A 15,064-nucleotide genomic window follows, 5' to 3' on the forward strand; every position below is an offset into this window, starting at 1 on the left:
CGGCGGGTGAGGATCGCTGTAGCCAGGGAGACCCGCGACGGGGAGACCCGCGTCGCGATGGTGCCCGAGCTGGTCGGGAAGCTGACCGCGCTGGGGTACGACGTGTGCGTCGAGCCGGGGGCCGGAGGCGGCGCCCTGTTCACCGACGAGGAGTACGCCGAGGCCGGTGCCGAGCCGGACCCCCGCGCGCTCGAGGACTCGGACGTGGTGGTGAGCGTGCAGCCGCTGTCGGTGGACGCGATCCGCCGGCTGCGGGCGGGCGCCACGACGGTCTCGTTCCTGCCCGGCGACCAGGCCCCGGACGAGGTGGCCAACCTCCGTGACTGCGGGGTGACCTCCTTCGGGATGGAGTTCGTGCCCCGGATCTCGCGCGCCCAGTCGATGGACGCCCTGTCCTCCCAGGCGCTGGTCGCGGGCTACCGCTGCGCGATCGTGGCCGCCGGCCTGCTGCGCCGGTTCTTCCCGCTCAACATGACCGCCGCCGGCACCGTCCAGCCGGCCGAGGTGGTGGTCCTCGGGGCCGGCGTCGCCGGGCTGCAGGCGATCGCCACCGCGAAGCGGCTCGGCGCCGTGGTCAGGGCCTACGACGTCCGGGCCGCCGCCGCCGAGGAGATCCGCTCCATGGGTGCCAAGGCGATCGACCTCGAGCTCGAGACGCTCGAGGGGACCGGCGGCTACGCCCGCGAGATGACCGAGGACCGTGCCGCCCGGCAGCGCGACCTGCTGGCGCCGTACATCGCGAACGCGGACGCCCTGATCACCACCGCGGCCGTGCCCGGCCGGCAGGCGCCGCTGCTCGTGACCGCCGCGATGGTCGAGCAGATGAAGCCAGGCTCGGTGGTCGTCGACCTGGCCGCGGAGTCCGGCGGCAACGTCGAGGGCTCGATCGCCGGCTCGATCGCCACCGTCGGCAACGCCCAGGTGTGGGGCGGGCGCAACGTGCCCTCCCAGATGCCCGGGCCGGCCTCACGGCTCTACGCCCAGAACGTCGTCAACATCCTCACGCTGATGACCGCCACCGGTGAGGCGGCCGTGCCGGGGACCTTCGCCCCCGACTTCGACGACGAGATCGTCGACTCGTCCTGCATCACCAAGGACGGCGCGATCCACCACGAGCCGACGCGCGCGTCCCTCGAGGGACCGGCCGAAGGAGGCCCCGCATGAACGACCTCGTCCTCGACAACGGGATCGTCTGGCTGACGATCTTCGTGCTCAGCGTCTTCGTCGGCATCGAGGTGATCTCCAAGGTCTCCTCGACCCTGCACACGCCGCTCATGTCCGGCGCCAACGCGATCCACGGCATCATCCTGCTCGGCGCGATCCTGGTCACCGGCACCGCCGAGGGCACGGTGGCGCTGGTCGTCGGCCTGGTCGCGATCGTGCTGGCCGCGGTGAACATGGTCGGCGGCTTCATGGTCACCGACCGGATGCTCCAGATGTTCACCCGCAAGAAGCCCAAGCCCGCGGCCGCCAAGACCGACGGGAGCGCCGCCTGATGCCGATCTGGGTCCAGCTCGTCTACCTGCTCTGCGCGGTCGCGTTCATCCTCGCGCTCAAGGGGCTCTCGGGTCCCAAGACCGCCCGCGGCGGCAACCTCATCGGCGCCGCCGCCGCGGTGGTGGCGTGCGCGGTGCCGTTCCTCTACCTCGACCTCGACCACGTCGGGCTGATCCTCGGCGCCGTGGTCGTCGGCAGCGCCGGCGGTGCCTACGGCGCCCGGGTCGTGCAGATGACCCAGATGCCGCAGATGGTCGCGCTCTTCAACGGCGTCGGCGGCGGGGCCGCGGCGCTGGTCGCCCTGCTCGAGCTCGAGCACATGGTCGAGGAGGAGGTGCCGGTCTTCTTCCTGGTCGCCACGGCCTTCACGATCGTGGTCGGCTCGGTGTCCTTCGCCGGCTCCGTGGTCACCTTCGCCAAGCTGCAGGAGCTGATGAGCTCGCGGCCGGTCGTGTTCCCGGGCCTGCCGATCGCCTTCGGCGGCTCGCTGCTCGCCGCCGTGGTGCTCTCGGTGCTGGTCGTCAGCGACCCCACCATGCTGGTCGGCATCCTGCTCGGCCTGCTGGGTCTGGCGATCGGCGTCCTGCTCGTGCTGCCGGTCGGCGGCGCCGACGTGCCGATCGTGATCTCGCTGCTCAACGCCTTCACCGGTCTCACGGTGGCGGCCGGCGGGTACGTCCTGCAGAACACCGTCCTCCTGGTCGCCGGCACGCTGGTCGGCGCGGCCGGCACCTTCCTCACCCTGCTCATGGCCGGGGCCATGGGCCGCTCGGTCGCCAACATCCTGTTCGGGGCGCTCAAGGGCGGCTCGACGCTGGGTGCCGGCGAGGCGTCGGACCGCCCGGTGAAGTCGGCCGGTCCCGAGGACGTCGCGATCATGCTGGCCTACGCCGAGCGGGTCATCATCGTGCCCGGCTACGGGCTGGCGGTCGCCCAGGCCCAGCACACCCTCCGCGAGCTGGTCGACGTGCTGATCGAGCGTGGCGCCGACGTGGACTACGCCATCCACCCGGTCGCCGGCCGGATGCCCGGCCACATGAACGTCCTGCTGGCCGAGGCGCAGGTGCCCTACGAGCAGCTGATCGAGATGGACGAGATCAACGGCGACTTCAAGGACGCCGACGTCGTGCTCGTGGTCGGCGCCAACGACGTGGTCAACCCGGCCGCGAAGACGACGCCGGGCGCCCCGATCTACGGGATGCCGATCCTGAACGCCGACGAGGCCAAGCAGGTGGTGTTCATGAAGCGCTCGATGCGGCCCGGCTTCGCCGGCATCGAGAACGAGCTGCTCTTCGAGCCCAACACCACCCTGCTCTTCGGCGACGCCAAGGACTCGATGGGCAAGCTGCTCAGCTCCGTGAAGTCCCTCTGACCCCTCCCCTCACCGCCGGACCCGGCGCCCTGTGGAGGACCGGTCGCGCCCCCGGCCGGCCGGGGCGAGGATCGGCCCATGGGCGAGACCAGGGGCGCCGGCTGGCGGGCACAGGCGGCACGGCAGCACGGCGTGCTCGGGCGTCGGCAGCTGCGGGACCTCGGGGTGTCCCGGGCGACGATCCGGGCCCAGGTCTCCGCGGGCCGCTGGGCCTGGCGGACCGGGTCGGTGCTCACCACGACGACCGGCCCGCTCTCGTGGGGGCAGCGGCTGTGGGTCGCGGTCCTGCACTGCGGCCCCGGCTCGGCCGTCGGCGGGCTCTCGGCGGCCGCCGTGCACGGGCTGCGCGGCTGGGACCGGCCACGGGTCACGGTGCTGGTGCCCGGCCCGCTCTCGTTCGCGCCGGTCGAGGGGCTGCACGTGGTCCGGACCCGGCGGCCGATCGGCACCGCCCTGGCGCCTGGCCGGCTGCCGGTGTGGCAGGTCGAGCCGGCGGTCCTGCTGTTCGCCGGCTACGAGCCGAGCCGGCGCACCGGCCTCGCGGCGGTGGCCGCCGTCGTCCAGCAGCGGCTGAGCACCCCCGAGCGGCTCCGCGAGACGCTGGCGACCATGCACCCGCTGCGTCGCGCCCGGGACCTACGAGCCCTGCTCGCCGACCTCGCCGACCTCCCCGACCTCGCCGGCCGAGGCGAGGCGGCACCGCTCGCCCTGGGCGTGCCCCGCACCGGCGCCCGACGCGCAGGGTGAGTGCCCGGGTGGTCGCCCCGCGCCACCACCTGAGCACCCGACCGGTAGAGGGAGGACGGCACATAGAGTGCCGCCCATGCCCGCCGCCCCGGACCCCTCAGCCCCGGACCCCGCCGCGCCGGACCCGGCCGCCCTGCTCGAGGAGCTGCGCGGGCGCGAGGCCTGGGCCGTCGTCCGGCTCCGCGACTCACCGACCGTGACCCTGCTCGGGGGCAGCCGGTCCGAGGTCGGCTCGTTGCTCGACGTCCCGCTCGAGGAGGGTCCGCCTCCCGAGGGCCGGCGCTTCGACCGGCTGGTGGCGGTGCCGTTCCGTCAGGTGCGCGAGCGCGGCTTCGAGGCGCACGACGACGGCGCCCCGCTCGTGGTCGTCGACGTCGACACCGAGACCGAGGTGCCGTACGCCGACCTGCTGGCCGCCCTGCCCGACGTACCGGTCACCTTCTCCGACCGCGGCGGCTTCGAGACCTCCGACGCCGACTACGCGACGGTCGTGGAGCGGATCATCGCCGAGGAGATCGGCAACGGCGAGGGTGCCAACCTGGTCGTCGCCCGCAACTACCGCGCCGAGGTGGAGAGCTGGGACGCGGGCACCGCGCTGACCGTGCTGCGCCGGCTGTTCGAGCGCGAGCGCGGCGCCTACTGGACCTACTGCTTCTTCACCGGAGACCGGTACCTCATCGGCGCCAGCCCCGAACGGCACGTCAGCGTGCACGGCGGCGACGTGCGGATGAACCCGATCTCGGGGACCTTCCGGATCCCGCGCGGCCCGGACGCCGACGGCGGCAAGCAGGCGCTGCTCGACTTCCTCGCCGACGAGAAGGAGATCTACGAGCTCTTCATGGTCGTCGACGAGGAGCTCAAGATGATGTGCGACATCTGCAACGAGGGCGGCCAGGTGCTCGGCCCGTTCCTCAAGCCGATGACCCACCTCGTGCACACCGAGTACCTCCTCGCAGGTCGCACCAGCCGCGACGTCCGCGAGGTGCTGCGCGACACGATGTACGCCGCCACCGTCACCGGCTCGCCGGTGGAGAACGCCTGCCGGCTCATCACGGAGTACGAGACGCAGGGCCGTGGCTACTACGGCGCCGCCCTGGCCCTCTTCGGCCGGGACGCCGACGGGGCTCCCACGGCGGACAGCCCGATCGTCATCCGCACCGCGGACGTCAGCCCCGACGGCGCCCTGCGGGTCAGTGCCGGCGCGACCCTGGTCCGCGACTCCGACCCGGCGTACGAGGTCGCCGAGACGCACGCCAAGGCCGGCGGGATCCTCTCCGCCTTCGGCCTGGTGCCGGCGGCTCCGGTGCCGGCCGACGACACCGCCGCCCTCACCCGGGACGAGGACGTGCTGATCGCGCTCAACTCCCGCAACCAGCGACTGAGCACGTTCTGGCTCACCGACCAGGGCGGCACCGACCCGGACCCGTCGCTGCGCGGCCGGTCCGTGGTGATCCTCGACGGCGAGGACGACTTCGTGAACATGCTGCGCCACGTGCTCGGCGTGATCGGCATGACCTCCCGGGTGGTCCGGCACGAGGACTACGCCGAGGGGGTGCTCGACGGGGCGGACCTGGTGATCGTGGGCCCCGGTCCCGGTGACCCCCGGGACGGCGACCACCCCAAGATCGCGGCGTTCCGGGCGGCGACCTCCGCGCTGCTCGCCTCCGGTCGACCGTTCCTCGCGGTCTGCCTGGGCCACCAGACGCTGTGTCACCTGCTCGGCATCCCGCTGGCCTTCAAGGACATCGTCTTCCAGGGCACCCAGTCGCCGGTGTCGATCGACGGCCGCACCGAGCGGGTCGGCTTCTACAACACCTTCGTGGGCCGGGCGCCGGAGGGCACGGCCCTGCCCGAGGGCGTCGGGGTGGAGGTGGACCCGGCCACCGGCGACGTGCACCTGGTGTCCGGGTCGCACTACCGGGGGATCCAGTTCCACGCCGAGTCGATCCTCACTCAGCACGGCTTCCGGCTGATCCACGACCTGGTCCGCGACCTGCTGGCCTGACCGGCCGCGGGAAATAGCGCGACTTTCCGGTCGACTCCGGCAACCGATCGGCCCGCCAGGGCGTCACAATGGGCAGGCGGACGGAACGGGGGAGTCGACGGTGCATGCTCGGGTGGTGACGGCGGTGCTGCTTGCCGTCCTGGTCTCATGGAGCGCGGTGGCGCTCGCGCACTCGGGCGACGGGGTCGCGACCGCGGTCGGTCCCGACCAGCAGGCCACCGGCCCGCGGTCGGCCGCGGACACCGTGGTGCGCGCCGCCACCGGCGCCCGCCCCGTGCTCGCCCCGCCGCCCAACGTCGTCCTCGTGCTGCTCGACGACTTCTCCCTCGACCTGCTGCCCACGATGCGCCACGCCCGGCGCATGCAGCGTCGGGGCGCGACCTACCGCAACGCCTTCGTCGTCGACTCGCTGTGCTGCGTGTCGCGGGCCAGCCTGCTGACCGGGCAGTACCCGCACCAGACCGGCGTGCTCACCAACACCGCCAACACCCCGAACCCCTACGGCCCGATCGGGGGCTGGGAGGCGTACGCCGCCTACGGCAACGAGGAGCGCACGGTCAGCCGGGCCCTCCAGCGGCGCGGTTACACGACCGGCTTCATCGGCAAGTTCCTCAACCAGTACGAGGCCCGCGACGGCGTGGTCCCGCCGCTGGTCGACGGGTGGGACGAGTTCAACGTGATCTTCGGGTCCGCCTATGACGGGTGGGGCTTCCAGTCCAGCTACGTCGAGGACGGCCGGCTCCGGGTCCGCGACCACCCGGCGCCCCCGGCCGACGCCGACGACGCGACCAAGGACGCCGCCTACGTCGGCGCCGTCACCGAGCAGATGGCACTGGACTTCCTCGACGAGCACGGCGACGACGAGGCGCCGTACTTCCTGGAGGTGGCCTCCTACTCCCCGCACAGCCGGGTCGGCCCAGAGGGTGCCTACCCGGGCGACCCGGTCTTCCCGCCGGCCTTCCGCGACCGGGCCGGTCCCGGCCGGGGCACCGGCAACTGCGGCCTGCGCTCCTGCCCGCGCCTGACCGAGCGGGACCTGGTCGGCTTCGGCGACCCGCAGGACGACAACCTGCCGCGCTACGCCGACGGCTCCCGGGCGCCCTCCTGGAAGGGCGAGGCGGCACCGCTCGCCGCCGAGCACGCGGCCGACAGCCTCCGCAACCGAGCCCGGATGGTCGCCTCGGTCGACCGGATGCTGGGCCGGATCCTCGACGCGGTGGACGACGACACCTACGTGGTGCTGACCTCCGACAACGGCTTCCACCTCGGCCAGCACGGCCTGGGGCGGGGCAAGGGGACGCCCTACGACTCCGACGTCCACGTCCCGCTGGTCGTCACCGGGCCCGGCGTGGTGCCCGGGGTCCGCCGCGAGGTGGTCAGCAACATCGACCTCGCCCCGACCTTCGAGGAGCTGGCCGGGGCGACCTCGCCGCGCTACCGGGCCGGCACGTCGCTGGTGCCCACGTTCGCCGACCGCGACCTGGACCGGCGCGGGGTGACGTTCATCGAGCACACCTGGGCGCCGTCGCTCGGCTTCGACCCGGACCGCTCCTACTCCGGTGGGACGATCGACCGGATCCCCTCCTACGTCGCGGTGCGGAGCCGGACCGGACTGCTGGTGCGGCTCGACCTGGACCCGAGCTGGGAGGGCGAGGACGTCGCCTGGGAGTTCTACGACTACCGCGACGCCCCCTTCGAGCGCACCAACACCGTGGCCCGGGCCGACAAGCGGGCCGAGGTCCGGTTCCTCAAGAAGCGGATCCGGGGCTTCCTCGACTGCCGCGACGTGCGCGGCTCCGAGCCGGTCAGCGCGAGGTGCCGGCGGCTGACCCAGTAGGTTGCGGGCTGTGAAGCCCGCCGCCCCGCGGGTCGTGGTGGTCGACCACCACGACTCCTACACGTGGAACCTGGTGCACCTGGTCGCGGCGGTCACCGGCGAGCTCCCGGCCGTGCTCCAGCACGACGAGGCCGACGCCGCCGAGGTGCTGTCCTACAGCCACGTCGTGCTCTCGGCGGGCCCGGGTCACCCGGCGGTGCCGACGGACTTCGCGGTCGGGGCCGAGGTGCTGCGCGCCGGCACCCGGCCGGTGCTGGGGGTCTGCCTCGGCATGCAGGGCCTGGTCACGGCGTACGGCGGCGTGGTGGCGCGGGTCGAGCCGGCGCACGGCGACGTCGCCGACGTGGTCCACGACGGCACCTCCGTCTTCGCCGGCCTGCCCTCGCCGGTCCCGATGGTGCGCTACCACTCGCTGGCGGCCACCGTCGTGCCCGACGTGCTGGCCGTGACCGCGACCTGCGCCGGGGCGCCCGGGGAGCCGGACGTCGTCATGGGGGTCCGGCACCGCGACCTGCCGCTGCACGGGGTGCAGTTCCACCCCGAGTCGATCCTCAGCTCCTCCGGCGCCCGACTGGTCGAGAACTTCCTGGGGTGCCCGTGACCGGCGGGCCGGAGGACCCGGTCGACCGGTTCGTCGAGATGGCCGCGACCCACGACCGCTGCTTCTGGCTCGACGGCGGCGGGGCCCGGGCCTGGTCGGGTCGCCGCTCGCTGCTCGGCTGGCTCGACGACGACGACGTCTCGCTGACCTACGACGCGGCGACCGGCGAGGTGATCCGGCACTGCGGAGGTGCCTCCGAGGTGGTCGGCGACGACGTCTTCGCGGTGCTCGAGCGCGAGATCGCCAGGGACGGCGGGGGTCCCGGGGGCTCCTCGCGCTCCGGGGGCGGCGGGGGCCAGTGGGTCGGCTACTTCGGCTACGCCTCGCGACCGGACCTGCCGGCCCTGAGCGACCCTCCGGTCCGGCCGGGGGATCCGGCGGGCCTCCCGACCGCGGTCTGGATGCGAGCCCGGCAGGTCGACGTGATCGACCATCCGGCCCCACCCCCTGCCGTCGGCGCAGCACCGTCGCCCCGGGCGGACGACGAGCCGGACCCGCCCGCCGTCTACCTCGACGCGTTCGCCCGGGTTCAGGAGCACCTGCGCGCCGGCAACACCTACGAGGTCAACCTCACCCACCGGATCACCGTGCCCAGCGAGCTGGACCCGGTCGCGGCCTACCTCCGGCTGCGCGAGCTCAACCCCGCGCCGTACGCCGGCTTCCTGCAGCACCGGGGCAGCTGGCTGCTGAGCAGCTCCCCGGAGCGGTACGCGACCGTCGACCGGCACCGCAGGATCGAGACCAAGCCGATCAAGGGCACCACGCCGCGGGGGGCGACGCCGGCCGAGGACGAGCGGCTGCGCAGGCTGCTCGGCACCGACCCCAAGCTGCGCGCCGAGAACCTGATGATCACCGACCTGCTGCGCAACGACCTCGGCATGGTGTGCCGGCCCGGGACGGTCACGGTGCCGGGGCTGATGGAGGTGGAGTCCTACCCCTCGGTCCACCAGCTCGTCTCGACGGTTCGCGGCCGGCTCCGCGACGACGTCACGACGGTCGGGGCGCTGCGCGCGCTGTTCCCGGCCGGGTCGATGACCGGCGCCCCCAAGCTGCGCACGATGGAGGTGATCGAGGAGGTCGAGGCCACCCCCCGCGGGGTGTACGCCGGGGCGTTCGGCTGGATCGCCGAGGACGGCCGGGCCGACCTGGGGGTGGTGATCCGCAGCCTGACCACGGCCGGCGACGGCCACTGGACCCTCGGCACCGGCGGCGGCATCACGGTCAGGTCCGAGCCGGCCGAGGAGTACGCCGAGTCCCGCTGGAAGGCGGACCGGCTGCTGCGGGTGCTGGCCGGGGAGTGAACCGGGGGCCGGGGTCAGTCCGCTGCGCCGCGCGGCTCGGGAGCCCCGGGCAACCGGAGCGTGAGCTCCGCGCCGCCGCCCGCGGCGGATCCGGCCTCGACCGATCCGGAGTGCCGGAGCGCGACCTGGCGGACGATCGAGAGGCCCAGGCCGGAGCCCGGCATCGACCGGGACTCCGGCGATCGGTAGAAGCGGTCGAAGACGTGCGGCAGGTCCTTCTCGGCGATGCCCGGGCCCTGGTCGCGCACGGTCAGCACGCCGTCGCGGAGCACGACGTCCACGACGCCGCCGGCCGGGCTCCACTTGGCGGCGTTGTCGAGCAGGTTCGTGATCGCCCGCTCCAGGGCGGCAGGCTCGCCGGTCAGCCACCAGACCTCGGCGTCCACGCGGAAGTCGACGGCCGGCGCGCGCCGGCGTACCCGCACCAAGGCCCGGTCCAGCACCTCGCGGAGCTCGACGGTGCTGACCACGTGCGGCGAGGGCTCCTCGCGGGCCAGCTCGACCAGGTCGCCGATCAGCGTGGTCATCTCCTCGATCTGGGCCTGCACGTCTGAGAGCAGCTCGGCCCGGGCGGTCGGCGCCATCCCACCGGTCGCGTCGGCCTGCAGCAGCAGGTCCAGGTTGGTCCGCAGCGAGGTGAGCGGGGTGCGCAGCTCGTGGCCGGCGTCGGCGACCAGCTGCCGCTGCCGGTCCCGGGAGGCCTCGAGGGCGGCCAGCATCGAGTTGAACGCCAGCGCCAGCCGGGCGATCTCGTCGTTGCCCTCGACGGTGATCGGCCGCAGCTCCTCGGTCCGGGCGATCTCCTCCGCGGCGTCGGTCAGCCGGCGCACCGGCCGGAGCCCGTTGCGGGCCACGCCCCAGCCGGCCAGGGCGGCCCCCACCACGCCGGCGGCGCCGAAGAGCAGCATGACGATCCCGAGCCGGTGCAGGACCAGCTCGTTGGGCTCGACGGACTGGGCCACCACGAGGGCCGAGCCCCGGCCCGCGGGGACGGTGGCGACGCGGTAGGTGGTGTCGTCGGCCTGGATCGTGCGCAGGGCGTGGTCGCTGCGACCCAGCAGCACGTCCGCCTCCGGTGGGCCGAGCCGGAGGGTGGGTCCGTCGTCCATCGACCGGGCCGGCTGGCCCACGTTGAGCAGGATGATCCGCACGTCGGCGGCGCCGAGCGCCCAGGAGGGGATCTTCAGCTCGCTGGTGAGCTCGAGGGCCGGGGTCCTCGCCGCCCGCTCGGCGCGGTTGATGAGCGAGGCGTCGAGGGCGGCCTGCATCTGCATCCGCACGGTCACGTAGGCGCCGAGGGCCAGCACCGCGACGGTCAGCCCGACCGCGAGCGTGGTGAGCAGGGTGACCCGGCTGGCCAGGCCCCGCCGGTAGTGCCACCGGGGTCGTGGCGCCGGCAGACGCATCAGGCGCTCTCCCGCAGCACGTAGCCCACGCCGCGCACGGTGTGGAGCAGCCGCGGCTCCCCCTCGGCCTCGGTCTTGCGGCGCAGGTAGCCGACGTAGACCTCGAGCGAGTTGGCGGTGGTCGGGAAGTCGTAGCCCCAGACCTCCTCGAGGATGAAGGACCGCTCGAGCACCCGTCGCGGACGGCGCAGGAACATCTCCAGCAGGGTGAACTCGGTGCGGGTCAGCTCGATCAGGCGCTCCCCCCGGCAGACCTCCCGGGTGGCGACGTCGAGACTGAGGTCGGCGAAGGAGAGCCGCTCGTCCGACTCGTCCTCCTCCGGCACCACCCGGCGCAGGAGCGCGCGCAGCCGGGCCAGCAGCTCCTGGAGGGCGAACGGCTTGGTCAGGTAGTCGTCGGCGCCGGCGTCCAGGCCCTCCACCCGGTCACCGACGGCGTCGCGGGCGGTGAGCACCAGGATCGGCAGGTCGTGCCCGGCCGCCCTCAGGGCCCGGGTGGTCTCCAGCCCGTCCAGCCGCGGCATCATCACGTCCATCACGACGACGTCCGGGCGCATCGTCCCGATCCCGGCCAGCGCCTCCGCGCCGTCGGAGGCCAGCGACACGGCGTACCCGTTGAACTCGAGGGAGCGGCGCAGGGACTCGCGCACCGCGCGGTCGTCGTCGACGACCAGCACACGGGCGGCGGGGTGGGCAGTCACCACTCCACTCTGCCAGCCGCCCCTGAGCCCAGCCTGAGATTCCCCGCGCCGCCATCCCCGCAGGGGCGGTCAGAAGTGGGAGGCGACGGCGGCGGCGCGGGCGCCGTACCCTCCGCCGAACAGGCAGGCGTGGACGAGCAGCGGGTGCAGCTGGTGCAGGCCCTGCCGGTCCTCCCACCCGTCGGCGAGGGGCGCGGACTCGGCGTAGGACTCCACGACCCGCTGCAGGTGCGGGAGGCCGAACAGCGCCAGCATCGCCAGGTCGGTCTCGCGGTGGCCGGCGTGCGCGGCCGGGTCGACCACGTGGGCGGCGCCGTCGGCACCCCAGATCACGTTGCCGTTCCAGAGGTCGCCGTGCAGCGGGGCCGGCCCCTCCTCGGGGACCAGCTCGGCCAGCCGCCCGACCACCGACTCCACGGCCGTCACCTCCGGCTCCGAGACCGCGCCCCGGTCCCGGGCCAGGTGCAGGTAGGGAAGCACCCGCCGGGTGGCGTAGAACTCCGCCCAGGTGTCCGCGGGCGCGTTCGGCAGCGGCAGCCGGCCGATGAACCCGTCCCGCTCCGCGCCGTACGCCGCCGCGCCGGCGCCGTGCGTGCCGGCCAGGGCCCGGCCGAACGCGGCCGCGGTCTCGGCGGTGGGCTTGCCGGGCTCGATCCAGGGCAGCACCAGGCAGTCGTCGGCGACGGCGAGCACCTCGGGGACCGCCAGCCCGGCCGGTCCGCCCACGTCCGCGAGCCGACGCAGCCCCCTGGCCTCGGCGGCGAAGAAGCCGTCGGGAGGCTGGGCCAGGGTCTTGACCAGCGCGGAGCGGCCGTCCGAGAGCTTGACCCGGGTGGCGGTGCAGATGTCCCCGCCCGCGACCGGTGCGGTGGCGACGACGGGAACGCCGAGGAGCTCCTCGGCGCGGCGGGCGGTCGCGGACTGGCGGGTCATGCCTGGTCCGTCCTGCCGGCCCCGGAGCCTGTCGCCGCCCCGGACCCCGGCAGCAGCTCGGTCAGCCCGGCGACCAGCGCCTCCGCGGTCCGCTCGACCATCCCCAGCACTGCGGCGAAGCCGTCGTCGTCGCCGTAGTAGGGGTCGGGGACCGCGCCGTCCCCCGGCTCCGGGTCGAGGTCGCGGAACAGTCGGAGCCGGTCCGGGTCGACGCCGAGCCGGGCCAGGTCCTCGAGGTTGGCGTGGTCCATGGCCAGGACCAGGTCGTGCTCGCCGACCCGGTCGCCGGTGAACCGGGCGGCGCGGTGCCGGGTGGGGTCCAGTCCCGCCGCGGCCAGCGCGGCGGCGGCCCGCTCGTCCATGCCGCGGCCCACGTGCCAGCCGGCGGTGCCGGCGCTGTCCACCCGCACCCGGTCCGCCAGCCCGGCGTCCGCGAGCCGGGCGTCGAGCACGACGTGGGCCATCGGGGAGCGGCAGATGTTCCCGAGGCAGACCAACGCGATCCGGTACGGCCGGCCGGGGTCGCCGGTGCGGTCGGGGCGCGGTGCGGGGAGGGCGGGGCCCGCGGTCACCGGTCGTCCCCGAGAACCGAGCTGACGAACATCGTGACCAGCGAGATCACCAGCCCGCCGACCAGGGCGTTCCAGAAGCCGTTCACCGTGAACCCGACGTCGAACTGGTCGGCCACCCACGCGGTGAGCAGCAGCATCAGGGCGTTGACGACCAGCAGGAAGAGCCCCAGCGTCAGGATGATCACGGGCAGCGAGAGCAGCTTCGCCACGGGTGCCACGACGGCGTTGACCAGCGCGAGGATCACGGCCACCACCAGCAGCGTCGGCACCTTGTCCTGCCAGGTCGCTCCCGCGATGCGGATGCCGTCGAGAAGCCACGCCGCCACCGCGAGTGCGGCGCTGACGCTGACCAGTCGGTAGAGGATGCCCACGGGCCCCAGACTAGGACTCGGGGGCCAGCGCGGCGAGGATGGCGACCTCGGCGTCCTCCAGGTGGTGCCCGATCTCGGCCGCGGCGGCCTCGACGTCGCCGCGCTCGAGCAGCCGGAGCAGATGGGTGTGCGACCCCGCTTGGTCGTGCGCGTTGCGCCGGATCCGGTCGATCTGGGCCAGGGCGAGGCGCAGCTCGGCACTGAGCGTCTCGGCGGTGGCCACCAGTCGTGGCGAGCCGAGCAGGCCGACCAGGGAGAGGTGGATCGCCAGGTGCCGCTCGTTGAGGGTCTGGTACGACGCGCCGTCGTGCACCGCGGCGGTGTAGTCGACCAGGGCGCGACGGACGGCGTCCCGCTGCTGCTCGTCCGCGGCCGGCCATCCGCGCACCCCGGCCGCCTCGAGGACGGCCCGGGCCCGGCACAGGTCCCGCACCGACGCCGGATCGGGTGAGGCGACCTGGACACCGCGGTTCGGCAGCCGGACCGCGAGACCCTCGGCGACCAGCACCCCGAGCGCCTCGCGGACGGTCGAGCGGCTGATGCCCAGGCTGTCGGCGATCGCCATCTCGCGCAGGGGGGTCCCGGCCTCGAGCTCGCCGTCGAAGAGCGCCCGGCGCAGCTCCTCGACGACCCGGTCCACGGTCGAGGTGACCTCGAGGCTCAGCGAGTCGAACTGCGACATGCCGGCCATTGTCCCGCATCGGCTTGCCACCGGGCACATCCTGTCCGGCTCTGCTAGTGTCGGATTGTCCGACAATCATGCAAGAGTGAATGAGGTGCCATGACCCGCACCGGTGCGCCCGCCGTCCTCCCGTGGGGCAGGCACTACCTGGCCGTCCGCCCCGACCACTTCCGGGTCGACTACGTGATCAATCCGTTCATGGACCCCGCCGACCAGCCCGACCCGGCCCGCGCCCTGGCGCAGTGGCAGCGCATGGTGGCCACGCTCGAGGGCCTCGGTGCCCGGGTCGAGGTGCTCGACCAGCGCCCGGACGCCCCCGACATGGTCTACGCGATGAACCTCGGGCTCGGCGTCCTCCGACCGGACGGCTCCGCACACGCGGTGCTCAGCCACATGCGCTTCCCTGAGCGGAGGATGGAGACCGCGACCGCGCGCGACTGGTTCGCCCGCTCCCGCAGCACGGCGTACGTCGGTCGGGACGGGGTCGGCGCGCACTTCGAGGCCGGGGACGCCTTCCCGTTCGGGGACGCGCTGGTCGTGGGCTACGGGCCTCGCACCGACGAGCTCGGGCTCAAGCAGCTCGCCGTCGAGCTCGGCGTGCGGGTGCGCGGCTTCCGGATCACCCACCCTGGGATGTACCACATGGACCTGGCCTTCAACCCGCTCGACGGGCGCCGGGCGATGGTCTGCCCGGACGCCTTCGACGAGGAGTCCGCGGCGGCGCTGCTCGCGCTGGTGCCGGAGCCGCTGGTGCTCTCCGAGGCCGAGGCGCTGACCTTCTGCGCGAACTCGGTCGTCGTCGGGCGGACCGTCGTGATGCCCGCCTGCCCGGACCGGGTTCGCGCGGTGCTCGAGGGCTGGGGCTTCGAGATCGTGCTGGTCGACGTCTCCGAGTTCCACAAGGGCGGCGGCTCGATCCGCTGCCTGACCAACCCGCTCGACATCGTCGTGGGTCGGGACCTTCCGGCGCTGCCCGGCGGGAGCGTCGTCCTGCCCTGAGGTGGTCGACGGGACCGTGCCGGTTCCGGGGGGATCCCCG

General features: G+C 73.9%; 15 protein-coding genes. 9 read left to right on the forward strand and 6 right to left on the reverse strand.

The genetic code is table 11. The annotated features are described in order from the left end of the window. Positions 1 to 6 precede the first annotated feature (6 nt). From IE331_RS00755 to IE331_RS00790, 8 genes are all read left to right on the forward strand, one after another. Positions 7 to 1,164 (forward strand): NAD(P) transhydrogenase subunit alpha, encoded by a 1,158-nt coding sequence (locus tag IE331_RS00755; RefSeq protein WP_192139550.1) that lies wholly within the window; start codon positions 7 to 9, stop codon positions 1,162 to 1,164. Continuing rightward, entirely contained in the window at positions 1,161 to 1,496 is a 336-nt protein-coding gene (locus IE331_RS00760; protein ID WP_192139552.1) for an NAD(P) transhydrogenase subunit alpha, read from the forward strand. The genes IE331_RS00755 and IE331_RS00760 overlap by 4 nt, the downstream gene beginning before the upstream one ends. Further along, a complete protein-coding gene (locus IE331_RS00765) occupies positions 1,496 to 2,869 on the forward strand; it encodes an NAD(P)(+) transhydrogenase (Re/Si-specific) subunit beta (RefSeq protein WP_192139554.1) in 1,374 nt (457 codons plus the stop codon). The genes IE331_RS00760 and IE331_RS00765 overlap by 1 nt, the downstream gene beginning before the upstream one ends. A gap of 78 nt (positions 2,870 to 2,947) precedes the next feature. Beyond that, positions 2,948 to 3,616 carry a hypothetical protein gene (locus IE331_RS00770; protein ID WP_192139556.1) on the forward strand — a complete coding sequence of 223 codons (669 nt, stop codon included), beginning with the start codon at positions 2,948 to 2,950 and terminating at the stop codon, positions 3,614 to 3,616. A 76-nt stretch (positions 3,617 to 3,692) separates the two neighbouring features. Continuing rightward, positions 3,693 to 5,621: an anthranilate synthase family protein gene (locus IE331_RS00775; RefSeq protein ID WP_192139558.1), complete on the forward strand. Its 1,929-nt coding sequence runs from the start codon at positions 3,693 to 3,695 to the stop codon at positions 5,619 to 5,621. A gap of 100 nt (positions 5,622 to 5,721) precedes the next feature. Further along, positions 5,722 to 7,458 carry a sulfatase-like hydrolase/transferase gene (locus IE331_RS00780; protein WP_192139560.1) on the forward strand — a complete coding sequence of 579 codons (1,737 nt, stop codon included), beginning with the start codon at positions 5,722 to 5,724 and terminating at the stop codon, positions 7,456 to 7,458. Positions 7,459 to 7,468: 10 nt separating this feature from the next. Continuing rightward, the gene (locus IE331_RS00785; RefSeq protein WP_192139562.1) at positions 7,469 to 8,059 is read left to right on the forward strand and encodes an anthranilate synthase component II; all 591 of its coding nucleotides are present in this window, start codon (positions 7,469 to 7,471) and stop codon (positions 8,057 to 8,059) included. Continuing rightward, complete coding sequence (locus IE331_RS00790) at positions 8,050 to 9,360, forward strand: anthranilate synthase component I family protein (RefSeq protein ID WP_201930841.1); 1,311 nt, start codon at positions 8,050 to 8,052, stop codon at positions 9,358 to 9,360. The genes IE331_RS00785 and IE331_RS00790 overlap by 10 nt, the downstream gene beginning before the upstream one ends. 14 nt (positions 9,361 to 9,374) lie before the next feature. Here IE331_RS00790 and IE331_RS00795 read toward each other — a convergent pair whose 3' ends face one another. From IE331_RS00795 to IE331_RS00820, 6 genes are all read right to left on the reverse strand, one after another. Next, positions 9,375 to 10,766, reverse strand: a complete 1,392-nt coding sequence (locus IE331_RS00795) for a sensor histidine kinase (protein WP_192139564.1) — start codon at positions 10,764 to 10,766, stop codon at positions 9,375 to 9,377. Then, positions 10,766 to 11,467: a response regulator transcription factor gene (locus IE331_RS00800; RefSeq protein WP_192139567.1), complete on the reverse strand. Its 702-nt coding sequence runs from the start codon at positions 11,465 to 11,467 to the stop codon at positions 10,766 to 10,768. The genes IE331_RS00795 and IE331_RS00800 overlap by 1 nt, the downstream gene beginning before the upstream one ends. A 69-nt stretch (positions 11,468 to 11,536) precedes the next feature. Beyond that, the gene (locus tag IE331_RS00805; RefSeq protein ID WP_192139569.1) at positions 11,537 to 12,400 is read right to left on the reverse strand and encodes a fructosamine kinase family protein; all 864 of its coding nucleotides are present in this window, start codon (positions 12,398 to 12,400) and stop codon (positions 11,537 to 11,539) included. Beyond that, a complete protein-coding gene (locus IE331_RS00810) occupies positions 12,397 to 12,972 on the reverse strand; it encodes a low molecular weight protein-tyrosine-phosphatase (protein ID WP_201930843.1) in 576 nt (191 codons plus the stop codon). The genes IE331_RS00805 and IE331_RS00810 overlap by 4 nt, the downstream gene beginning before the upstream one ends. Next, positions 12,969 to 13,343, reverse strand: a complete 375-nt coding sequence (locus tag IE331_RS00815; RefSeq protein WP_192139571.1) for a phage holin family protein — start codon at positions 13,341 to 13,343, stop codon at positions 12,969 to 12,971. The genes IE331_RS00810 and IE331_RS00815 overlap by 4 nt, the downstream gene beginning before the upstream one ends. 10 nt (positions 13,344 to 13,353) lie before the next feature. Then, entirely contained in the window at positions 13,354 to 14,025 is a 672-nt protein-coding gene (locus tag IE331_RS00820) for a GntR family transcriptional regulator (protein WP_192139574.1), read from the reverse strand. Between the two features lie 99 nt (positions 14,026 to 14,124). Here IE331_RS00820 and IE331_RS00825 point away from each other — a divergent pair, with 99 nt between their 5' ends. Then, positions 14,125 to 15,024, forward strand: a complete 900-nt coding sequence (locus IE331_RS00825) for a dimethylarginine dimethylaminohydrolase family protein (RefSeq protein ID WP_192139576.1) — start codon at positions 14,125 to 14,127, stop codon at positions 15,022 to 15,024. Positions 15,025 to 15,064 lie beyond the last annotated feature (40 nt).

The sequence above is a fragment of the Nocardioides donggukensis genome, assembly GCF_014842875.1.
Taxonomy (GTDB): domain Bacteria; phylum Actinomycetota; class Actinomycetes; order Propionibacteriales; family Nocardioidaceae; genus Nocardioides; species Nocardioides donggukensis.